The organism is Sandaracinaceae bacterium (genome assembly GCA_020633055.1).
Lineage (GTDB): Bacteria > Myxococcota_A > Polyangia > Polyangiales > Houyiibacteriaceae > JADJJE01.
Genome location: JACKEJ010000008.1, coordinates 707,309 through 729,265, shown reverse-complemented (window position 1 = coordinate 729,265; position 21,957 = coordinate 707,309). Strand labels below are relative to the sequence as shown.

General features: G+C 70.2%; 21 protein-coding genes. 10 read left to right on the top strand and 11 right to left on the bottom strand.

What is annotated here, in order from left to right; genetic code table 11:
• Positions 1-92 precede the first annotated feature (92 nt).
• The 5 genes from H6726_19820 to H6726_19800 all read left to right on the top strand — a co-directional run bounded on the left by H6726_19820 (position 93) and on the right by H6726_19800 (position 4,861).
• Entirely contained in the window at positions 93-1,190 is a 1,098-nt protein-coding gene (locus H6726_19820; GenBank protein ID MCB9659907.1) for a hypothetical protein, read from the top strand.
• 2 nt (positions 1,191-1,192) lie between these two features.
• On the top strand, positions 1,193-2,305 hold the full coding sequence (locus tag H6726_19815; GenBank protein ID MCB9659906.1) for a hypothetical protein: 1,113 nt from the start codon (positions 1,193-1,195) through the stop codon (positions 2,303-2,305).
• A gap of 53 nt (positions 2,306-2,358) precedes the next feature.
• The gene (locus tag H6726_19810) at positions 2,359-2,805 is read left to right on the top strand and encodes a thiol-disulfide oxidoreductase DCC family protein (protein ID MCB9659905.1); all 447 of its coding nucleotides are present in this window, start codon (positions 2,359-2,361) and stop codon (positions 2,803-2,805) included.
• Between the two features lie 122 nt (positions 2,806-2,927).
• Positions 2,928-3,980, top strand: a complete 1,053-nt coding sequence (locus H6726_19805) for a tetratricopeptide repeat protein (GenBank protein ID MCB9659904.1) — start codon at positions 2,928-2,930, stop codon at positions 3,978-3,980.
• On the top strand, positions 3,980-4,861 hold the full coding sequence (locus tag H6726_19800) for a hypothetical protein (GenBank protein MCB9659903.1): 882 nt from the start codon (positions 3,980-3,982) through the stop codon (positions 4,859-4,861). Before H6726_19805 ends, H6726_19800 begins: the two co-directional genes overlap by 1 nt.
• A 26-nt stretch (positions 4,862-4,887) precedes the next feature.
• On the opposite strand, the gene H6726_19795 is transcribed toward H6726_19800, so the two are convergent.
• The gene (locus tag H6726_19795) at positions 4,888-5,394 is read right to left on the bottom strand and encodes a GNAT family N-acetyltransferase (GenBank protein ID MCB9659902.1); all 507 of its coding nucleotides are present in this window, start codon (positions 5,392-5,394) and stop codon (positions 4,888-4,890) included.
• A gap of 76 nt (positions 5,395-5,470) precedes the next feature.
• Here H6726_19795 and H6726_19790 point away from each other — a divergent pair, with 76 nt between their 5' ends.
• The gene (locus H6726_19790; protein ID MCB9659901.1) at positions 5,471-6,424 is read left to right on the top strand and encodes a hypothetical protein; all 954 of its coding nucleotides are present in this window, start codon (positions 5,471-5,473) and stop codon (positions 6,422-6,424) included.
• Positions 6,425-6,497: 73 nt separating this feature from the next.
• Here the strand turns inward: H6726_19790 and H6726_19785 are convergent, their stop codons facing one another.
• Both H6726_19785 and H6726_19780 read right to left on the bottom strand, forming a co-directional pair.
• On the bottom strand, positions 6,498-8,003 hold the full coding sequence (locus H6726_19785) for a protein kinase (protein ID MCB9659900.1): 1,506 nt from the start codon (positions 8,001-8,003) through the stop codon (positions 6,498-6,500).
• 156 nt (positions 8,004-8,159) lie between these two features.
• On the bottom strand, positions 8,160-8,912 hold the full coding sequence (locus H6726_19780) for a patatin-like phospholipase family protein (protein MCB9659899.1): 753 nt from the start codon (positions 8,910-8,912) through the stop codon (positions 8,160-8,162).
• Between the two features lie 338 nt (positions 8,913-9,250).
• On the opposite strand from H6726_19780, the gene H6726_19775 reads away from it, so the two are divergent.
• On the top strand, positions 9,251-10,219 hold the full coding sequence (locus tag H6726_19775) for a hypothetical protein (protein MCB9659898.1): 969 nt from the start codon (positions 9,251-9,253) through the stop codon (positions 10,217-10,219).
• A gap of 10 nt (positions 10,220-10,229) precedes the next feature.
• On the top strand, positions 10,230-11,111 hold the full coding sequence (locus tag H6726_19770) for an MBL fold metallo-hydrolase (GenBank protein ID MCB9659897.1): 882 nt from the start codon (positions 10,230-10,232) through the stop codon (positions 11,109-11,111).
• A 69-nt stretch (positions 11,112-11,180) separates the two neighbouring features.
• On the opposite strand, the gene H6726_19765 is transcribed toward H6726_19770, so the two are convergent.
• The 7 genes from H6726_19765 to rpsU form a co-directional block, all read right to left on the bottom strand.
• Entirely contained in the window at positions 11,181-11,564 is a 384-nt protein-coding gene (locus tag H6726_19765) for a hypothetical protein (GenBank protein ID MCB9659896.1), read from the bottom strand.
• A 70-nt stretch (positions 11,565-11,634) separates the two neighbouring features.
• Positions 11,635-13,170: an ethanolamine permease gene (gene eat / locus H6726_19760; protein ID MCB9659895.1), complete on the bottom strand. Its 1,536-nt coding sequence runs from the start codon at positions 13,168-13,170 to the stop codon at positions 11,635-11,637.
• Entirely contained in the window at positions 13,167-14,729 is a 1,563-nt protein-coding gene (locus H6726_19755) for a hypothetical protein (GenBank protein MCB9659894.1), read from the bottom strand. Before H6726_19755 ends, eat begins: the two co-directional genes overlap by 4 nt.
• Positions 14,730-14,826: 97 nt before the next feature.
• Positions 14,827-15,477, bottom strand: coding sequence for a TetR/AcrR family transcriptional regulator (locus tag H6726_19750; GenBank protein ID MCB9659893.1), 651 nt, complete (start codon positions 15,475-15,477; stop codon positions 14,827-14,829).
• A 141-nt stretch (positions 15,478-15,618) separates the two neighbouring features.
• On the bottom strand, positions 15,619-16,974 hold the full coding sequence (locus H6726_19745) for a 6-phosphofructokinase (protein MCB9659892.1): 1,356 nt from the start codon (positions 16,972-16,974) through the stop codon (positions 15,619-15,621).
• 58 nt (positions 16,975-17,032) lie between these two features.
• Positions 17,033-17,401 carry a cytochrome c gene (locus tag H6726_19740; protein ID MCB9659891.1) on the bottom strand — a complete coding sequence of 123 codons (369 nt, stop codon included), beginning with the start codon at positions 17,399-17,401 and terminating at the stop codon, positions 17,033-17,035.
• A 62-nt stretch (positions 17,402-17,463) separates the two neighbouring features.
• Positions 17,464-17,685, bottom strand: a complete 222-nt coding sequence (gene rpsU, locus H6726_19735; protein ID MCB9659890.1) for a 30S ribosomal protein S21 — start codon at positions 17,683-17,685, stop codon at positions 17,464-17,466.
• Between the two features lie 626 nt (positions 17,686-18,311).
• On the opposite strand from rpsU, the gene H6726_19730 reads away from it, so the two are divergent.
• Both H6726_19730 and H6726_19725 read left to right on the top strand, forming a co-directional pair.
• Positions 18,312-20,066, top strand: coding sequence for an aldehyde dehydrogenase (locus tag H6726_19730; protein MCB9659889.1), 1,755 nt, complete (start codon positions 18,312-18,314; stop codon positions 20,064-20,066).
• 3 nt (positions 20,067-20,069) lie between these two features.
• Entirely contained in the window at positions 20,070-21,194 is a 1,125-nt protein-coding gene (locus H6726_19725) for a hypothetical protein (protein MCB9659888.1), read from the top strand.
• A 56-nt stretch (positions 21,195-21,250) separates the two neighbouring features.
• Here H6726_19725 and H6726_19720 read toward each other — a convergent pair whose 3' ends face one another.
• Positions 21,251-21,838: a hypothetical protein gene (locus tag H6726_19720; protein MCB9659887.1), complete on the bottom strand. Its 588-nt coding sequence runs from the start codon at positions 21,836-21,838 to the stop codon at positions 21,251-21,253.
• Positions 21,839-21,957: the final 119 nt, after the last annotated feature.

The window sequence follows — 21,957 nt, the reverse complement described above, 5'->3', positions numbered from 1 at the left end:
ACAGTCTCGCTCAGCCGCCCGCATGTCCTGTGGGGAGGCTGTGTGTGGTCCCGTTTCGGGTGCCAGGTGGAGACCCGTGATCGGAGCTGACGATGAAGTTCCTTCGCTGTTGGATGAGTGTGGTGGCTGCGGTGTCCCTCCTGGGGTGCACCGACGACATCGCCCTCGTAGATGCCCTGCCTGGCACGTGGATGCAGAGCGATGGGACGACCATCGTGTTCACGGCGCTCGACGCGCCGATCGAGCAAGGGGACTACACGTTTCAAGGGCGCGCGGTCACGTCGGGTGGAGGCGTCGTGGAGGCGCTCCTGCAGCTTCACCCCGAATGCGGTGATGGCGGCACGCCCGAGATCGGGCTGCTGTGGGCCGTCGTCGACACCTCCAAGTACGGCAACGTCGTGTTCTCCATCGACCCTGACTTCACGTCCGCGGAGAGTTCCCCTGTGTGTCAGAACATCACGGGCTTCGCGATCGACAACCCCGTGCTCGACAGCCGCGCGCGCCGCTTCACCCTCGGAACGCCGCGGGTCGAGGCCTTCGGCATCGAGCGCACGGTGCTCGAGACCTTCACCGCCGTCGAGCTCGAGATCGACGACCCCAACCGCCCGCCACCCAACCGGCGCAACGCGGGCGCGGGGCTCGCGGACGGAGCGCGCGTGGTCTTCTACAACGCGGGCCGCGGGGAGACGGCGCTGCAGGTGCTGGAGCCCGAGAGCACCACGGTGCCCGCCAGCCTGGTCCTCGCCAACGCGGACGACTTCGCCACCATCGAGGGAGCGCACCCGCGCGCCGTGTGGGTCCTCGAAGACGCCGACCTGCGCGACCCTCCCATCATGTACGCCCTCCTCTCCAGTGAGGGCATCACGGCCACGCACGCGCTCGAGACTGACAACGGCGACGCCACGAGCGTTGTGAACCCACGCAACACCGTCCCCAACAACGTCTTCACCGGGCAGGCCATCCGCTTCGAGGAGGTGGGGACGTGCAGCGGGCTCGGCTTCGCGGTCTGCCCCACGCCGAACAGCAAGGTGGTGCGCATCTTCTCCCTGTTCGTGCAGGACACCAGCAGCTCGGCCTCGTCGCCCCTCGGGGAGCAGGTGCTCTCGTATGTCACGGCCAGCAGCGATGTTCGCACGGCCCCCCGCGACGTCGGCGACGAGGACCAGCTGTGGATCGTCCAGGAGCTCTGAGCATGACCGTCCCTCGTCACCACCTCCGCGCGCTGCTCGTCGTCCTGCTCGTCACGCTCGGCGTCGTCCACGCCCAGCACGCCGTGCACGCCCAGCAGGTCGACACCTCGGCGCTGACCCGCGAAGCCCTGGCCGAGTTCGAGGCCGGGCACTGGGAGGAGGCGCGCGTGCTGCTCCAGCGTCTCTACAACGCGCGGCCTTCCGGCGAGTCGCTGCGCCTCCTGGGTGCGGCGAGCTACGAGCTGCGCGACTACGCCATCGCGGTCCGCTACTTCCGGCGCTCGCTCGCGGAGCAGCAGCGGCCTCTCTCGGCGGCGCGCCGGGCGGACGCGCAGCGCGCCCTCGAGGCGGCCCTGCGCTTCGTCGGTTCCGTGCGCGTCGTGGTGCCCGGGGTGCAGGACGTGCAACTGCGCGTCGACGAGCTGGACGTGCAGCCCGACCCCGACGGCTCGCTCACGTTGTCGCTCGGCCGCCACGACCTCGAGGTGAGCGCGCCCGGCTACGTGGCGCAGAGCTCCGAGCTGCGCGTGCAGGCGGGCGCCACCCAAGAGGTCACGGTCGCGCTGCGCCCCGAGGTCCCTGCGCCCGACCCGTTGCAGGCCCAGGCGCCCACCGCCACCCAGGACCCCGTCAGCCCCGTGATCCGTTCGCCCGAGCCGCAGGTCGAGCCTGAACCCGAGCCCGAGCCGCAGCCCGAGCCCGAGCCCGAGCCCCACGAGACACAGTCGGCCTTGGTGGACGACGTGCCCTCGCCTCCCGACGTCTCACCCGAGCGGGCGGCCGTGCCCGACGAGCCCGACGACCTGGACGAGCGGCGCAGCACCATGCGCTCTCACCTCGTCATGGGCGCCGCGCTGATCGCCCTCGGCGGGGCCGCGCTGCCGTGGTGGCTGAGCCGCCTCGACGTGCTGAACAACACCTGTCCGTGTCTGGATCAAGAGCGCATCAGCCGTCGCCGCTGGGCCGCCATGGGCACGTCCCTGGGCGGCTTCGTGCTGGGCGGCGTGTTCCTCTACTCCGGCATCCAGCTGGCCCTCCGGCTGCGGCGCGACCGCTCCGTCGCGCTCAACGTGCGTATGACCGGAGATGCGCTCTACTTGCAGGGCACGTTCTAGCCAGCCGAGGACCCCGCCATGCTCCATCTCCACACGCGCGCGAGGTGTGCCCCATGAGGCGCCCCATCCATGGCGCGCTGCCCGAGGCCGTCGGCCCCGACGACCTGGTCATCCTGTTCGACGCCGAGTGCGTCGTGTGCAGTGGCTGGGTGCACTTCATCCTGCGCAACGACCCCAAGGCCAACCTGCGCATCGGGGCCGTGCAGACCGAGACCGGGCGCGCGCTGCTGCGCTACGCGGGGCTCGACCCGGACGACATCGACACCATGCTCTTCGTCGAGCGCGGCGTGCCCTACTCGCAGTCGAGCGCGTTCCTGCGGGCGGTGCGCTACCTGCGCTTCCCGTGGCCGCTGCTGACGGTGGGGCGCGTGATCCCGGTCTTCTTGCGCAACTGGCTGTACGACCGTGTGGCCAAGAACCGGTACAAGCTCTTCGGCAAGAAGGAGCTGTGCCTGATCCCTTCTCCGGCCGAGCGCGCGCGCTTCCTGCCCGACGGCTGATCATCGCGGCGCGTGTGGATCGCGCGCCACACGCGATGGCGTCTCGGGCGGTTCGTGATGGCCCGCCTCACCCCGCACATTTGGACACGACATCCACGCTGAACTACTATCGTCCAGCCGTCATGACGAACACCCGCCTTTTTCTTGGGGTCGCCCTCCTGGGGCTGCTCGTACCGCTGTCGTTCGCGCCGCAGCGCGCGGACGCGCAGACCAGTGGGTCTCAGGCTGCCGCCGAGGCGCTCTTCCGTGAAGGGCGGCGCCTCATGGAGGAGGGCAACTACGAAGAGGCGTGCCCCAAGTTCGAAGCCAGCAACCGCCTCGACGTCGCCGTGGGCACGCTGCTCAACCTCGGCGTGTGCTGGGAGCAGGCCGGTCGCCACGCCAGCGCGTGGGCCACGTTCCTGGAGGCAGCTGCCCTCGCGGGGCGCAGCGGGTCGCCGGAGCGTGAGCAGCTCGCACGCCAGCGCGCGGCCGAGCTCGAGCCGCGTCTCATCCGCGTGCGGGTCGTCGTCGAGCGCCCGGTGCGCGGCATGGTGGTCAACGTCGGTGGTCGCCCCTTCGACGACGTGATGTGGAGCGTCGCCATCCCCATCGACGCGGGTGAGTGGCCCGTGCAGGCGAGCGCCCCCGGCCACATCCCTTGGGAGGGCTCCGTGGTGGCCACGGGCGAAGGCAGCGTCGTGGAGCTGCGCGTCCCCGCCCTCGAGCTGGCGCCGGTGGTCGAGGAGCCCGAACGTCCACTGACGCAGGTGCCGGTGGTGCCCGTCACGCCTCCCGAGCCGGTCAACGGCCTGCGTGTCGCGGGCTGGGCGACGGCCGCGATCGGCGTGGCGACGCTGGGTGCGGGCCTCGGGCTCGGGATCAACGCCAAGAACCTGTGGGATGGCGCCGACTGTCGCGAGCGGCCCGATCGGACGGACCTGCCGCCTGGTGTCTACTGCGCCACCGCCACGGACCAGGCGGACGCCGAGACAGCAGCGACGCGCGCCAACATCGGGACGGGGTTGCTCGTCGCTGGCGGTACCGTCGCCGTGACCGGCATCGTCCTCTTGATCTTGTCGGGCCGCGATGACGGCGAGGACGACACGGACGCGGACGACAGCACCGTCAACCTGCGCTTCACGCCCCGCTTTGGTCGGCAGGGCGGCGGATTCAGCCTGGAAGGGTCTTTCTGATGAACGCGAACGCCCCCTCGTCGCTCCTTGCGTCCAAGTGGACGCGCATGCTTCCAGGCATCCTGCTGGGGTTCCATCTGGTCGGCTGCGTCGAGATCATCGGGATCGAGGACACGGAGCTCGAGCCGCCTGCCGTAGGGCGCGACCTCCGCTGCGTGGGCAACGTGGTGCCGCCCATGAGCGACGGCTCCGCCGTGGAGATTCGCGCGCAGATCGTCGACATCGGTGGCAGCCAGGAGGTCCCGGGCGTGCAGGTCGTGCGCTGCAACTCGCGGCTCGGCGCGGCGTGCGACTTTGGTACGCCGTACCTCCCGGACGAGACTGGCCTGGTGGTGGTTCCCGTCTCCGCGGGGTTCAACGGCTACCTGCGCATCGAGGACGCCGACGGCGCGGACGACGCCGAGGGCAAGGACTGGGTGCCCTACCTCTGGTACTTCAGCCAGCCCATCAACGTCACGCGCGAGGAGCCGTTCCCGATCCAAGCCATGACGACGGGCGTGCGTGAGTTCCTGATCTACCCCGAGGCTGCGGTCACGCAGGACGCTGCGTTCGGCGACGTGGCCATCAACGCGGTGGACTGCAACGACGTCAACGCGCCCAACATCCACTTCGAGGTCACCACCCCGGCCAGCATCGGGGAGGACACGGCGCCGTTCTACTTCAGCGACGGCATGGTGGTCATCGCCAGCGCCCCCGCCAACGAGGTCACGGACGTGACGGGTCTAGGCGGCTTCCGCGCCCTCGAGCCCGGCACGATGGTCGTCCGCGCGTTCGTCGCCGACACCTTCGACTTCGAGACCCGGAGCGGGACGCTGGTGGCGGAGGACACGCTGCTGATCGAGCCCGACACGCTCACCACGGTGCGCCTGTTGCCGGAGTGATCCACACGCGCCCCGCGGCGAACGGCTCAGCGCTCGCCGCAGCGGTACAGGTACAGGTTCAGCGGCGGGTTGTTCGGTGCCTTCGCGGTGGGCGCCAGCTCGTGCATCTTGATCAACCCATACTGACGCGCCAGGCCCGTGGCGCGCGCGTTGGTCGTGGCGATGAACGCGACCAGGAACTGGAGGTTCGGGTCCCTGTCCGCGTGGTCGAACAACATGTCCACGGCGGGCGTGGTCACCGGCTGACCCCAGTAGGCGGGGTCCGTGTACACGCTGATCTCCGCCATGTTGTCACGCACCGCGATGTTGGCGCGGAACGGGGTCAGGCTGGTCCAAGACACGACCACGCCGTCTTTTTCTACGACGAAGAATGGAAAAGTCTCGTTAGACTCTTCCAGACGCGCACGGTAGTAGGCCTTGTAGTCCACACCGTCGGGCGGCTTGCCTCCCAAACTGTTTTCGATCCCGCCCTCCCAGATGGCGTAGATTCGCTCCAAGTCCTCGATCGTTCCCACGCGCGCCCTGATAGACATGGCGGCACGATACGGAGGTCTTGATCGCTCGGTCAAGCAATCGCCATCGCCGCCCTCGACTCCCCCCCGCTTTTCCATGACCCGACCCAAGCCCACCATCTCCGCCGGCGACGTGCTCTCGTACTCCTCGGGCAGCACCAACCGCGATCCCCACGGCTTCCGAATCACCCAGAAGGGCGGCAACTTGCTTGGGCTGATCAAGGCGCGCTGGCCGGGGCTGGTCGCCACGTTCGGCGACCGCATGCCCATCGTGATCAACACGTATCCGGCGCACATCGGCAGCTTCGACTTCGGCGTGACGGTGGACTCCTACCTCAGCTACACGACGGCCTCGCGTGCCCTGCACCTGGCGCACGAGGAGGGCCTCCCCGTGATGCTGCTCGGACAGACGCTCTTCTTGGCCCACCTGCTGTTCAAGCACGCGGGCGGTGGGCATCCCATGCCGGACTCCATCCTGTGCGGGGTGGGGGGCTACACCACGCCACGCTCGCTCGAGAACGCGCTGCGCGACGTGTGCGAGCGGCACGGCACACACATGTCCATGCTGCACGGCTACGGAGTGGCCGAGGTCGACGCCGCGGTGCTGCTGGCGGCCACGCGCAGCGAGAAGGGTGAGCTGCTGTACGAGCGCCGCAGCCCTGACGTCGAGGTGGACTTCGCGGGCACCAACCTGCTGCTCTCGCTCAAGGCGCCCAACGGGGGCTACATCATCGAGCGCTTCCCCACGGGCGACCAGGGCCGCCAGCAGGGGGAGCACTACCTCGTCTGGAACCCCGAGCGGCTCCACCCGCAGGTGGAGATGTTGCTCGAAGGCTGGAGCGTCGAGGACTGGCACCGCCGCACCGGCTACCTGCACTACGGGCAGCAGCTGCGCTTCCAGCTGCGCAAGGGGGCGGAGGCCAAGAGCCCGGTCGAGATGGAGTTCTACGACTATGCGCGCCAGTACGGGCACGACTGGCTCTTCAAGCCGGAGTGGAGCGCCAAGATCCGGACGGGCGGCAACAAGATGATGCGGCGCACGCTCATCTGACCGCTCGCGTGGGGACGGAGCGGCGCCCGCAGGGCACCACGGCCGTGCGCCAGCGGACGCCCGCGGTGCGCGCTCAGTTGCGGTCGAGCAGCAGGTTCGCCGGGCTGGTCATGGTTGGCGGCGGGGTGGCGGCTGGGGCTGTCTGCGCCTGCGTGGTGGTCATCGCGCTTCGGCTGGAGCTGCTGGAGCGGCTGCTGCTGCGTGAGCTGCTGGACGACGAGGACGAGCTCGAGCGGTGGTGCTCGCCGTCCGCTTCCTCGGTGTCGGCGGTCTCGTTGGGCGTCGCTTCGGCCACGGCGGGCTCGACCTCGACCGCGGGAGGCGCAGGCTCGACCGCGGGTACCTCGGCCGTGGCGGCAGCACCCACGGCTTCGACGGCGGGCACCGTGGGGAGCGGGACCTCCATGGGGCTCTCGGCGGGGGTGACCTGGGCCTCGGGGGCCGGCGCGTTGCGCGAGCTGGCGAAGTAGGCGCCGAGCCCACCCGCCACGAGCAGCGCGGCCAGCGCGGCCACGCCCAGCAGCACCTTGCGCTTCTTTTCTTCGTCGGGGCGCGTGCGGATGTGCGAGCGCGCGAGCGGCATGCCCGTGCTGGACGAGATCTGCTGCGAGCCCGTCATGTCGGCGACGCCGCGCGACACGATGCGACGGATGCGCTGCGCTTGCTCGTGGAGGCTGGGGTCACCCACGGCGATGGCGATGTCGTTCGCGAAGTCGGCGACGTCGGCGTAGCGGTTGTCGGGGTTCTTCGTGAGCGCGCCCGCGACGGCGTCGTCCAGCGCCGCCGGGATGTCGGGCCGCAGATCCCGGGTGCGCGGAGGGTCGTGCTCCAGCACCATCGCGACCAGCTCGGTCATCGTCTCGGCCTCGTAGGGGAGGCGACCCGTGAGCAGCTCGAACGCGACCACCCCGAGGGACCACACGTCGGACCGGGCGTCCACGTTGCGCGTGCTGCGCATCTGCTCGGGCGACATGTACATGGGGGAGCCCATGACCGCGCCCGTGCGCGTGAGGTTGTTCAGCTCGGTGCCGGACTTGGAGATGCCGAAGTCGAGCACCTTCACCTGCTCCGTTCCGTCGGACGCGTTGGTGATGAACAGGTTGCCCGGCTTGATGTCGCGGTGGACGATGCCGTTGGCGTGCGCCGCGGCGAGGCCTTCACAGGCCTGCAGGATGAACTTGGCCGCGCGCGCCACGTCGCGCACGTAGACCTCGGCTTCGAGCACGTCGGCCAGGTCGCGCCCCTGCAGATACTCCATCACGATGTAGGGCGAGCCGCTCTCGAGCGTGCCTACGTCGATGACGCCTGCCACATGCGGGTTCTTGATGGACACGGCCGCGCGCGCCTCGCGCAGGAAGCGCTCGACGATGCCCGAGTTGTTCACGTACTCGGGCAGCAAGAACTTCATCGCGACCTTGCTGTTCAGGATCTGGTGCGTGGCGCGCACCACGACACCCATGCCTCCGGCGCCGAGGACTTGATCCACCTTGTACTTGCCAGCGAGGACATCACCGACCGCGACGCCGGTCTGGCTCAGGTCGTCATGGGCGTCGGGAGCAGCGGGCAGTGGTTCGGTCATAGAAGCTGTCGGGGCGCGGGGGATGCCGCCGGAAGTTCCGTGCACGGCGCGATAAGTACGAGGCTAGCGGACGGAGGTGTGCAGTTCAAGGGCACTTCGGGATCGTTTCCGTCTCTGGGTAGCGACTCTAACCGCGTCCGAGGACATGTCCTTGGGTCAACCGGCATCCTCGGGAAGAGGCTGGTCCAGCCGTCGCCGGGTGGTGGCCAGCGCTCGCTCGTACGCCACCTGGGCCTCGCCGAGGCGAAAGGGGCTCAGGCGCGGCAGGTCCGGAACCACCAGCGCGACCAGGTTGGCGCGTGTCGGGACGCGCAGCGCAGGGCTGCCCGGTCGTCGCCACGGGGAGCGTGAGGCCAGGTGGTGGTAGAGCACGCGCCGGTCCTCTGGCACCCCACACAGGCCTGCACGGTCGGTCACGCCACCGTCGACCATCAGGCGGCCCTGCACCCGCACGGGGTGGAACATGCCCGGGACGGCGCAGGAGGCGTGGATGGCGGCCGCCAGGTCTCCCGAGGACACGGGCAGGGCGCGGCGGGCGAAGACGTCGTGCACCACCAGGCTGGCGGGGACCCGGCAGGCCTCGAAGGTCTTGTGCCGGAGCAGCGCGTCCAGCCGGTCGCGGAACAGCTGCCCTCGCAGCAGCCCCGCGCCGGGCGCCGGGTCCCAGAAGTCCGGGCGCCGCAGGCTCAGCAGCGTGTCGCGCAGCTCCTCGCTGCACACCCCACCGGCCCAAGCGCCCGTGACCAGCGCGCCCGCGCTCGAGCCCGCCACCGCGCTGGGGGCGAGTCCCCGCTCCTCGAGCGCCGCGAGCACCCCCGCATGCGCGAAGAAGCCGAAGAAGCCCGAGCTCATGCCCAGCGTGAAGGGGGCCTCGGCGAGCCACTCGTGCAGCGTGACGGAGCGCGACATGCGACGTGCATAGCAGGCCGCCGTCGGATGGGCTGGCGGTAGGGCCGTCTGTGATGCCGTCGCCGCAAGGGTTGTCGTTGCCGCGCGTGTCGCCGCATGCTGTCGCCATGCCCGCGCCGAGCAGGAGAGGAGTGCCATGGAGAGTGCGGCTGCGACCATGGGCCAGTCGCTCGTGCGCCGCTTGGCTCTTCGTCCTGTGCTCGTTCGTGGGCTCGCTCGCGGCGTGTGAGCGTTCCCTTCCTCCTGGGGCCCCGGCGGCACGCGCCGAGGACGCGGGCGCGCGCGTGCGAGAGCCAGGCGCCGGCGCTACGCAGCATGCGGCAGCGGGCGAAACTGCGGTGGCGGCGCGCATCGGCGTCCCGTCGCCCCCGCCCCCACCGTTGCCCGCCGCGAACCCCAACGCCGACCGCATGCGCGCGCTGGTCGACGCGGAGGTGCAGGAGATCGTCCGCCTTCAGGCGCCGCTCGCGGTCGTGATCGCGGTGGTTGACGTCCCCACGGGCGCGCTCTTGGCGCTGGGCGACTACGGTGGGGCCTCGCTCCGTCGGTACCCGCCGAGCGGCACGTTGCGCCCATTGGTGCTGGCCGGGGTGATCGAGGCGGGGGCGGACCCGCTGGCGGTGTACCCGGGGGGCGATGGGGAGGTGATCATGGGCGACACCGTCTATCGCGACTCCGCGCGCTTCGGCGATGTCACGATGGCGGTGATGACCCAGGGCTCGTCGACCTTGGCGCCGGCGTTGCTCGCCGTCCGATACCTCGACGGTGGGCGTCTCGGGGAGTGGTTGGTGCGTCTTGGTGTGTTGGACCCGAGCGCGTTTCGTGCTCCGTGGCCCTCGGAGCGGACCTTCGACGAGGCCACGGGCGTCCCACAGCGCATGGACCCTGTGGCGATGGCGCGCGCGTACGCGATCCTCGCCAACGACGGGCGACTTGCGGATGGGCGGCAGCTCATGCGTGTCGAGACGGCACACGCGGTGCGGTCGATGCTGGAGGCCGTCACGTCCGAGGCGGGGACGGGTCGCGCGGCACGCGTGGCAGGGATGCGGGTCGGCGGCAAGACCGGCGGCACCTGGCTTTCGGAGTGGCCCATCAACGGCCGCGCGCGGGGCGGTGTCCAACCACCCTTCTATTGCAGCTTCGTCGGCATGCTCCCGATGGAGGCGCCACGCCTGGTCGTGCTCGTCGGGATGGAGACTGACGCGCCGCGCTGGGACCGAGGACACGCAGCGACGCCCCACTTCGCGCGCCTCGCGCCGCAGCTGCTCGCGCTCGCGCCGCTTGCGTCTCCTGCGATCCCCCAGTGATGATGGGCCCATGGCCTCGAAGCACAAACGCCTGCCCACCAACGTGCCCGGCGACTTCTTCGTGGACAGCGGCTGCATCGACTGCGGCACCTGCCGCTGGGTGGCGTTCGGCACCTTCGACGGCAAGAACGACCAGAGCTACGTGCGCGAGCAACCGCAGGGAGAACAGCTGGCGGCGGCCCTGCGCGCCGTGGTGGCGTGCCCCACGGGCAGCATCGGCACGCTCGAGAAGCACGACCTGCAGCCGGCCATCGAGAGCTTCCCCCTGCCCATCGACCCGAGCGAGGACACGGGCGTCTACCACCTCGGCTTCCACAGCCGCGACAGCTTCGGCGCGGCCAGCTACCTGATCGTGCGCGAGCGCGGCAACGTGATGATCGACTCGCCGCGCTTCAACAAGGGACTGGTGGAGCGCGTGCAGGCGCTGGGTGGCGTGCAGACCATGTTCCTCACGCACCGCGACGACGTGGCGGATCACGATCGCTACGCGGCGGCCTTCGGCGCCACGCGCATCCTGCACAAGCGCGACCTGCGCCCGCACACGCGCAGCGTGGAGAACCTGATCGAGATCGCGGAGCCCACGCCGCTCGACGACGAGCTGCTGATGATCCCCGTGCCTGGCCACACGCAGGGCTCCATGTGCCTGCTGTACAAGGGGCGCTACCTGTTCGCGGGCGACCACCTGGCGTGGGACATCCTGCGCAAGCGCCTGTTCAGCTTCAAGAACGCGTGCTGGTACGACTGGGGGCAGCAGATCACGTCCACCGAGGCGCTGCGCGCGCATGCATGGGAGTGGGTGCTCCCTGGGCACGGGCCACGCGGCAAGGCCAGCCCCGAGGCCATGCAGCAAGCGCTCGAGGGCTGCATCGCGTGGATGCGCAAGGTGGCCTGACGAGGCTGCGCGCGGTGCGCTCGTCGACGCGGGGTTGCGCCATGGCTACGGCGCGTGCGCCCGCTCGGCTCAGCGCCCCGTGCGTGAGGTGACGCCCGGCTTGCCGTCGATGGTCCACCTGTAGCGCAGGTTGGGGTTGAGGTTGCGGACGCGCTCGAACGGGCTCAGGAGCACGCGCATGCGCCCAGCCTCGGTGGCGGAGAAGCCCTCGAGGGTCACGCTCCAGCGGTCGGTCTGCCCCGAGAGGTCGTGCTCGGTGTAGTCCAGCGTGACCGAGAGGGCCCGACCGGTCTGCGGATGCCGCAGGCCCTTCGTGCTCACGCTGGTGTCGGCCGTCGCGCCGCTCCATGGGTCGCCGAAGTACGGCCCCTGCGTGACGTCGAGCTGGCATTCCGCATTGCCGAGCACATCACGCAGGGCGTCCCGCAGCAGCTGTTCGGCGAGCGACGTCATCGGCCGAGCGTACCAGGGCGCGGCGCGTGTCCGTCGTACTAGCGGTGTACGCGGGCGTCGTTTCGCTCGTTCAGGGCGTGTCGCGCTCGCGCTGACGGGCCGCGAGCTCCTCGGGGGCCAGCACCAGGCGGTGACGCGCGAACAGCGCGAAGTACAGCAGCCCCGCCGCGTACCAGACCGCCGCGCCCAGCACGACCTTGCGGTAGACGGGGTCGCTCACGAAGAGCGCGACCAGCGTGAGCAGGCTGACCAGCAGCGCCACCACGGCGCCCGCCAGGCCGAGCGGGCTGCGGTAGGGGCGCGGGAGCTGCGGGTGCTTGGTGCGCAGCAGCACATAGGAGAGCATCTGCAGCACGTAGGAGAGCACGGCCCCGAACACCGCCATGTTGAGCAGCACCGCGCCCACGGGGCTGCCCGTGCCGAGCGCGCGGATCACGCAGGCTACCGCGAAGCCCAGCGCCGCGCCGACCACCAGCGCCACGTGCGGCGTCTGGCGCGTGGGGTGCGTGAGCGACAGCGCGCGCGGGAAGTAGCCCGCGCGCGAGAGCGAGTAGATCTGCCGCCCGTAGGCGAACACGATGCCGTGGAAGCTGGCCATCAGGCCCACCACGGCGACCAGCGCCAGCACGCTGCTCGAGGCGCCCGCCCCGAAGATGGTGCGGAGGCCCACCAGCAAGGGCTCCTGGGTCTGTGCGAGCGCCGCAGCGCCAGGCGCGATGGCGCTGTTCAGGCCGAGCGTGAGGAAGGCCGCCACCACCAGCGTCAGCAGACCCGAACCCAGCGCGCGCGGCATGTCGCGCACGGGGTCGATCGCCTCTTCGGCGGCGAGGGGCAGCTCCTCGATGGCGAGGAAGAACCACATCGCGAACGGCAGCGCGCGCAGCACCCCGAGGGCGCCTGCGGGAAGGAACGTCGACCCCGACGCGGCGGCCGGGTCGGGGGGGATGTCGAGGGCGTGCTCGACGCGCGCGAGGGGCGCAGCACCCATCCAGAACACCAGCAAGATGCCGAGCGCCATCAGCGTGATGACGAGCGTGGTGCGAAACGATGCGGCCGCGCCCGCGATGTTGAGCCCCACGAAGACCACGTAGCAGCCCAGCCAGAGCAGCGGCTGGTAGGCCTCGGGCGTGCCCAGGATGGCCTGCAGGTAGCCGCCCACGCCGACCACGATCACCGCCGGGGTGAGCACGTACTCCATGTTCTCGGCGAGGCCAGTGACGTAGCCGCCCCACGGGCCCATGGCCGAGCGCGCGAACGAGTAGGCGCCGCCCGCATGAGGCAGCGCCGCGGACATCTCCGCGATGCTGAAGCACAGCCCGGCGTACATCACGCTCATCACACCCGTGGCGAGCAGCATCCCGCCGAAGCCCCCGTGGGTCAGGCCGAATTGCCACCCAAAGAAGTCGCCCGAGATGACGGCGCCGACACCCAGCGCCCAGAGCGACCACGGGCCGGCCCAGCGCTTCAGCTGGCGGGCCTCGAAGTAGCCGGCCTCGACGTCTTCGTAGTGCACGCCCTCGTGGTGGACGCCGTCGGGCGGCGCAGCTCCGGGTCGCTGGCCTTCATGCTGCCCGCCTTCGCGCGGCGCCTCCGGGCCTGCGGTCACGCCGCGCCCAGGTAGACGCGCAGCGTGTCCACCGCGGTCTGCTTGTCGAACGGCGTGTCGCGCAGCTCTTCGCGGCGGCTGATCTGCGCCAGCAGGCGGCCCAGGTACTCGAAGAAGGCGCGGCACTCGTCCACGGCGGCGCGCATCTGTCCCTCGTCGAGCAGGTCGGCGTCGCGCAGGGAGTCGATGGCGCCGATGAAGTGGTCCAAGCGCTCGTAGTCGCTGCGTCGCACCAGCTGATAGCCGATGGCGCGGAAGTGGTTCAGGAACTCGCGCACGTACACGAAGCTGGCGGCGCTGCTCCAGTGGTCCAGCCCTCCGTGACGCGAGGCGTCGGCCTTGGCCAGGAACGCGCGCAGCACCTGCTTGAACATCCAGACGTCGCGGCGCAGTCGCACGCTGGCGGCGCGGCGGCTGGCCTCGTCGGAGCCCAGCTCGGGCAGCGTGCGCCCGGGCGAGAGCTCGGTGCACAGGTTGAGGACGGCGTGGTGCAGCGTGGCGCGCAGCGAGGCGCAGGCCTGGATCAACGACGGCGCCAGCAGCTCGTCTGCGGGGGCCTCGGAGGGAGAAGGCAGCTCTCGCTCGTAGGTCTTGCGCACCTCGATGCGCAGCGTGTTGGCGATGGTCTCGAGCGTGCGCCGCAACGAGAGCAGGGCCGCCGCGCGCCGCGCCCACGCGTCGTTCCGCATGCGGATGTCGCTGGCGCTCGCCTCCATCAGCTCGCGCTCGAGGCCGTCGGCCATGATCCCCGCGGCCTGACGGAACAAGAAGCGCGTGAGGGCGCGCACGTCGCTGCGCAGCACGGCCAGGATGAGGTAGCTGCGGCGGGCGGTGGCCGGCTCCGCCGCGTAGCGCTCGACCAGCGCCACGTAGCGCAGGGCGCGGAACAGCGTGAGCATGGTGAGCGACACCATGCGGTGAGTAGCCTCGCTCTCGATGGCGTGCAGGGCCTCCAGCACCTCGGGCGCGCGGATGCGGTCGAACTCCGGGCGGAACTCCAGCGCCACCAACGGATTGAAGAACGCGTTGCGGCCCACCTCGCGCGTGACCGTGCTCTGCAGCGCGTTGTACAGCCGGTGGGGGATGCGGTTGAGGCGCAGGAGGCCCTCGGCCAGCTCGAGGTAGCCCCCGAAGCTGCTGCGCAGCACCATCAGCGCGGCCTCCGGAGTGTCCTGCGACAGCTGATCGTGCACCAGCTGCGTGCGCTCCCGGTCCTCGGGCAGCACCGTCTCGAGGTAGCGCGAGAACACGTAGGCGCGCTCCTTGTCGCCGAGGAGGTCCCGCACTTGATCCCCGGCCTGCGTCAGCGCGTCACGCATGATGCGCAGCTCTTCGCGGAAGTCGTGCGCCACGTCGGGCACACGCCGCGGCGGGCCGGGGTGGTTGCGCGCGTTTCCGAAGCAGGCGAAGCCCTTGAGGAGCATCTCCAGCTCGAACAGGCTCTCTTCTTTGTGCTCCCACGGCAGCTGGGCGTACCACCGCTCGCGCGCTCCGGCGTGGTCGCGCCGCATGCCGCGCGTGTCGCGCAAGAGGTTGGCGTAGGCGTCTCGGTGGGTCATGCGGGCCACGGGGCGCAGGGTAGCGACGATCACCCCGGCGAGTCCAGGCGCCGTCACGCCGGCACGCTGCCGCGCTGCGCGGGGCGCCGCATGGCCGTCAGACGCGCGTCGGCGCGGCGGGCAGGGCCAGTCGCAGGACGGCCTCCACCAGCGTGTCCCGGAACCGCGTATCGCTGATGATAGGATGTCCCAGCACGTGCGCGTGGACGGAGCCCTCGACCATGCCGAAAAGCACGAAAGCCGTCGCGAGGCAGTCTCCCGAGTGACCCCAGCGTTGCAGCAGCTCGGCGGTGCGCTCGACCAGCGTGCGCTCGCCGGCGGTGGCGGCCGCGTCCAGCTCTGCGTCCGCCAGTCGGCGCTCCGTCACCACGGCGTGGAAGCGCGTGTCTTCGCGGTGGTGGCGCACGACGGCGTCGACCACCCCCGTCAGGCGCGCGACGATGGCGCTACGGGTCATGTCCGGGGCAAGGCCCGTGCTGGGCCCGAGATCGGCGCGCATCTCACGGAGGATGGTGTCGCGCAGCACGGCGGCGCGCTCGTTCGCCAGCTCGCGCAGCACCCCGTCCTTGTCGGTGAAGTACTGGTAGAAGCTGCCGGTCGAGACCCCCGCCCGCTTGGCGATGGACTTGGCGGTGGTGCTCGCGTACCCCCGCTCTGCGAACTCGGCCTGTGCTGCGGTCACCAGAGACGCGCGCGTCTTGTGCGCGCGGGCTTGCATGGGCGTGCGGAGCTCGTCGACCTCGGGCATGGCCGCACCATGGCACAAACGGGCGCGGTGAGCCTCGGCGTGTACGGCATCAGGGCCCGTTGGGGCGCAATCGACCTCGGTCCGCCTTGCTCTTCGCGGCGTTCGAGGACGGGCGCGGTGCCCGTCGTGCGGTGCCCGCCCTCACTCCGAGCTGGTGGGCTCGGGCTCGACGCGTCGACCTGGGCGCCAGTCGAGGATGCGGTCCGTGCGCGTCTCGAGGAAACGCGCCAGGCGGTGGAAGTCGCTGCCCACCTCGATGAAGCGCAGATCGGTGCGCAGGGTCTCGCGGTTGACCAGCTCGGCGAACGGCACGTACTGCAGATCCAGCTGGCCGCACACGCTCACCATGTGCCCGTCGAGGTTCTCTTCCACCAGCGCGCGGTAGGCGCCGATGCCCAGCTGGCTGCCCAGCATCACGTCGAACGCGTGCGGGGGCGCGCAGCGCGACTCGTAGCCCAGCTGTACTCCGCTGACCTTCTTGCGGCGACCCGTGCGCGCCTCGTAGCGGTCGCTGACGCGCGTGGCGACCAGCTTGCCCAGGTCCATCGCGCTCAGTGAGATGTGCCCATGGTCGTCGCGCGGCAGCGCGCGCAGCGTACTGTCTGGAAGCAGCTCGGCCAGGCCCTCGGCCAGCACCACCGTGCCGTAGTGTTGGCCGCGGCGCTCGCGCGTGAGGATCAGGTCCACCACGAGGTCGGTCAGCTTGTCGATCGACAGGCGCGCGACGACGCTGCTCGCCCCGGTCTCCGGGTCCACGACAGTCTCGTTCTCGGTCAGCGTCTCGTCCACGTCTTCGACGCCGAGCACCATGTGCGCCTCACCCGCGATGGCCACCCCGTACGAGAGCCAACCCGCCTTGCGCCCCATGGTCTCGACGATGAAGTAGCTGCTCGTGGCCAAGCAGTCGGCGTGCAGGTTCTGGAGCTCCTTGGCCATGAAGTCGACGGCCGTGAAGAAGCCGAACGTGAAGTCGATGCCGCGGTAGTCGTTGTCGATGGTCTTCGGCAGATGGACGATCTGGAAGCGGCGCGCGGCTTCGGGCAGGTGCTGCTGGTACTCGAACAGCAGGTTGGCCGTCTTGAGCGTGTCGTCGCCGCCGATCGAGATCAGGGCGTCGATCTCGAGGTCCACCATCGCGTTGTAGATGTTGCGCAGGCGCGCGGTCTTCACCGGGCAGTCGAGGTCCGCGGGGGTCTCGACGTCCTTGCCCGGGTTCGCGCGTGCCGTGCCGATCAGGATGCCGCGCTGGTTGCGGATGCCCGTCAGGTCTTTCTCGGTGAACACGCGGTAGTGCTCATCCGGCAGCAGCCGGTGCGTGAGCGGGTGGTAGTCCTGCAGGTTCGAGTACCCGTGGAAGAAGCCCACCACCTCGCGTCCGTCGGCCATGAACGAGATGGACGCGGCCGAGATCACCGCGTTGGCCGCTGGCGCCGGGCCGCCCGAGAAGACGATGCCGACGCGGCGCACGTGGTTGCCCTTCTTCGGTGTACCGTTCATGACGCGGATCCTACCAGCGCGTAGAGATCTCGACGACCATCATCCCGTTGTGGGCGGGTCAGATGGAGGCGAGGTACGCGACGAGGGCGTCGACTTCGTCGTCGCGGAAGTCGTAGCGGGGCATGGAGCCCGAGAAGCCCATGACGACCTTACGCTGGGGGGTGATGATGCTCTCACGGAGGTAGTCCGTGTCGACCACTCCGTCGGACCCGTCGGTGAAGTGTCGGGTCTGGCCCATGATGCGGTCCAGCGAGCCGCCCACGCCGCGCACCCCGGCGATGCTGTGGCACGCGGCGCAGCCGTGGGCGTCGTAGAGGTAGGCGCCCCACTGCTCGAGCGTGCGGCCGCGTGGCGGCCCCTCGCTGGCCACGGGGTAGAGATCCTCGCCGGAGCGGCTGCGGTACGTGTGGTACGCCAGAAACGCCAAAACCGCCGCGAGCGCAATGCGCAGGCGACGGTGCTTGGGCCGTTCCGCGGTCGGGAGGGGGATCAGCCCTCCATCTTGACGCGCTTGCGGCGGCGGCGGCTGGCCTCGGCGGCCTTCTTACGCGCCTTCACGGACGGCTTCATGTAGTGCCGGCGGCGCTTGAGCTCACGCAGGATGCCCTCGGACGCCATCTTGCGCTTGAGGTGCTTGACGGCGCGCTCGAGCCCCTTGTCGCCCACCTGGACCTCGACGGGCCTACACTGAATCGCCTCACTTGCGGACATTGACTTCCTCTTCTTCCAGAACCCCGCTCGACGCGGAGGGCGCGGACCATGCCACAGGGTCTCGGGGAGCGCAAACCCGGAAAACGTGATCAGCGCCCGAGCGGGACCAGCGGCCGAGGGGCCGGTCGCGCAGGCGCTCCCTGCGGGGCCCCCGGAGAAAGCTGCACTTCGTTTGCTTTCTCGGTCCCCCCAACCCGGCGCCCGAGCGGGGCCAGCGGCCGAGGGGCCGGTCGCGCAGGCGCTCCCTGCGGGGCCCCCGGAGAAAGCTGCACTTCGTTTGCTTTCTCGGTCCCCCCAACCCCCTCGGCCGCTGGCCCCGCCCGGGCTACTAGGTCCGACTGTGCGCGGGGGGGCTCAGATGCGCTCGACTTGGTTTCCGAGGTGCTCGGCTTGGGGTCGTCGGGCTCTGCTGAACGAGCCAGACCCCACGCGCTCGTTCCGAATACGTGCGCGCCGAAAGCGGGGAGGCACCGCAGGGAGCGCCTGCGCGACCGGGCCCTGGCCCACGGCCGCGCCCCCCTCCTGCAACCACGTCACCAACCAGCGACAAGGAGGAACGAGGCGTGGCGTCCCCCCGCGAGATCTTATAACGTGCTCGTCCTCGAACCTCGTTCAATAGGAAGCCCATGAGCACGAGCGCTGCACTCCCTGTCGGATCCGTCGCCATCCCCGAAGCGAAGCACAGCATCCCGCCCACCTCGCGGGAAGCGATGGACGCGGCGGTCGCGGCGATCAAGGCGCAGAAGGACACCTGGGCCAAGCTCAGCATCGGCGAGCGTGTCTCCCTGCTCGACGTCCTGCTCGACCGCACCCTCGCCGACGCGGAGCGTTGGGCAGCCGCGGGCTGCAAGGCCAAGGGCATCGCGTTCAGCTCGCCCACCGCAGGCGAGGAGTGGCTGGCCGGTCCCGCCGTGATGGCGCGCAACATCCGCCTGCTCAAGCGCTCGCTGCTCGAGATCGAGCGCTACGGCGCGCCGCAGCTGCCGGCCGAGCCGTTCGCGCGCGTCGATGGGCGCGTCGTGGCCACCGTCTTCCCCACGGACAACTGGGACAAGCTCACGTTCACCGGCTTCAGCGCCGAGGTGTGGATGGAGCCCGAGGTCACCCTCGCGAACCTGCCCGACCACATGGCCGAGTTCTACCGGACGCGCCCCACGACCGGGAAGGTCGCCCTGGTGCTCGGGGCCGGCAACGTGTCGTCCATCGGGCCGATGGACGCACTGTACAAGCTCTTCGTCGAGGGGCAGGTGGTCATCCTCAAGATGAACCCGGTCAACGAGAACCTCGGTCCGGTCTTCGCGGACATCTTCCAGCCCCTGGCGGACCGCGGCTTCTTCCGGCTCGTCTACGGCGGCGCGGCCGAGGGCGACTACCTCTGCAACCACGAGGGTGTCGAAGAGATCCACATCACGGGCTCGGACAAGACCTACGACGCCATCGTGTGGGGCGTGGGCGCCGACGGTGAGCGCCGCAAGCGCGACAAGCAGCCGCGCAACACGCGCCGTGTATCGAGCGAGCTGGGCAACGTGAGCCCGATCATCGTCGTGCCGGGCCCTTGGAGCCAGAAGGAGATCGCGTTCCAGGGCGTGAACCTGGCCTCGTCGCTGACCAACAACGCGGGCTTCAACTGCAACGCTACGCGCGTGATCATCCAGCACGCCAGCTGGTCACAGCGCGAGGCGCTGAACGACGCCATCAGCAAGGCGCTCTCGAAGGCCGAGCCGCGCGTGCCCTACTACCCCGGCGCGGAGGAGCGCCACGACCGCTTCCTCGCGGCGCATCCCCAGGCCCGGCAGTTCGGACCAGACGGCGCGGGCAAGGTGCCCTGGACGTTCATCACGGGCGTGCCCAGCGCCGACGCGGACGACATCTGCTTCAACACCGAGGCGTGGTGCGGCGTCACCAGCGAGACGACGCTCGAGGCGGGTTCCGTGGTCGAGTACATCGAGCGCGCGGTGGACTTCGCCAACGACCGCCTGTGGGGCACGCTCAGCTGCTCCCTCATCGTGCACCCCAAGTCGCTCGAGGACCCGGCCGTGGCCAACGCGGTCGAGAAGGCCATCGCGGACCTGCGCTTCGGCTCGGTCGCGGTCAACCACTGGGCCGCGCTCTCGTACGCGTTCGTGTCCACGACGTGGGGCGCCTACCCAGGCCACCCGCCCGAGGACATCCGCTCGGGCTCGGGCGTGGTGCACAACAGCTACCTGTTCGACAAGCCGCAGAAGAGCGTGGTGCGCGGTCCGTTCATGGTCATGCCGCGGCCGGCGTGGTTCAACGACCACAAGACCAACCACAAGCTGGGTCCGGCGCTCACCCGCTTCAACGGCAAGCCCTCCGTGCGCACGCTCGTGCCCCTGCTCAGCCAGGCGCTGCGGGGCTGACGCGTGGCATTGACGCTCGGCGACGCGGTCGACGCGCGCGTCCCTTGGGTGCGCGTGCTGCACGACCTCGAAGAGGCGCGGGCGCTGACGTCACCCGGCGCCCAGCTGCGTGCGCTGCGCTACGCGGGAGAGGCGCTCGGAGACGCGCTGCGTACAGGTCCGCGCGTGGGCGCCGTGCGCACGTTGCCGCTCACGACCCTCCTCTACCCGACCGGCTACGCGTTTCAGCACGCGGTGCCGCTGCCTCTGCCCTACGTGGTCATGTCGCATCGCTGCCTGCTCGTGCAGGTCGACGTGCAGGAGGCAGGGCGCACGGTGCGCAAGAACATCCTGTTCAACCCGACCGACTACGAAGCGTCCAAGGCCACCCCCTACTTCGCGCAGCTGCTCGCGCGCACGGGGGACGGGCTGGCGCAGGCGATCACGACGCGCGGGGACGCGCTCGAGGTGCAGCTCGCGCGCCACGGGCTGTCGCCGACGGACATCGACCTGGTCGCGTTCGACCATTTCCACACGCAGGACCTGCGGCCGATCCTCGGCTGTGAGATCCCCAGCGTGACGGGCGAGCTGCTGCGCGCGCGCTTCCCCAACGCGTACTTGCTGGCCCCGCGGCGGGAGTGGGACGACTGGGACGAGCTGCACCCGATGCAGCGCAGCTGGTTCATCGCCGAGGGCAAGCGCGGCGTGCCGACCGACCGTGTGGTGCTGTTCGATGCGGACGTGGCGCTCGGCGACGGCTGCGTGTTGCTCCGGACGCCTGGGCACACCACCGGCAACCAGACCCTGTTCTGCCACGGTGAGCGCGGCGTGTTCGGATGCTCCGAGAACGGCACCAGCGCCGACAGCTGGTCGCCCTACGAGAGCCGCATCCCGGGTCTGCGTGCCTACAGCCGGCGCTACGACGTCGAGGTCGTGCTCAACAGCAACACGCCGGAGCTCGCGGCCGTGCAGTACAACTCCATGGTGCTGGAGCGGAGCGTGGTGGACCGCGTGCCCGAGGCGCCCGCGTTCGTGCAGATGTTCCCGTCCAGCGAGGTCACCCCGTCGCTGCTGGCCCCGGGTGTCCTGCCCAGCATGATCTTCGGCGAGCGCGACAGCGGCACCGTCACGCGCGCGATCACTCCCTGACCTGGGCGATGCGTCCCACGCCATGAGGTAGACCCCCGAGCGGCGCGCGGGCTGGGCTAAGCGCCGAGATCGAGGGCCTCGCTGACCGTCCCGGCCAAGTCACCGTCGGCGATGTCGTGCACGATGCGGTGCAGGTACAGCGCGTCGCCGCGCTCCAAAGGGCGTGTCCCGAGCCACGTGGCGATGGCGACCCGCTCCTCGGGTGCGGTCGCGGGGTTCTCGAAGGCGCTCAACAGCTGGCTGCTTGGCGATGTGGCGGTCATGGCGCTCGGTAGCTGTTGGGCGAGGATCGCGTGGCGCGCGTACGACGTGATGCGCTTCTCGAGGTGGCGCTGCAGCACGTGCGGAGCGGGTGTGCGCAGCTCGAGGCAGCGGCCGCTCTTCATCCGCAGCAAGACCCCGTCCGCTCGGGCTTCGTGGGCCTCGAGCTCATGGTAGGGGACGTACCAGCTGCGGGTCGCCGCGCGGAGACCGATGCCGTCGGCGCCCACCTTGAGGGAGGCCACGGTGCCTGTGCCCGGCCGTGAGGCGTGGCCGTCCGGGATGTCCAGGAAGGCGCACACTTCCACGCGGGCGGTGTCCGCAGGGTGGGTGGGGACGACGAAGTGGAGGCCCGTCGGAGGCGTGTCGATGGCTCGAGCCATGAACGGACCTCGTGCGAGAGGCGTGCCAAGACCGACACGTCCGAAATGCTTGGTGATGATCGGCGTCGCGGGGGGTGGCGCCCCGTACCGGGTGTCGCATTTTGACTCCCCTATGAAAG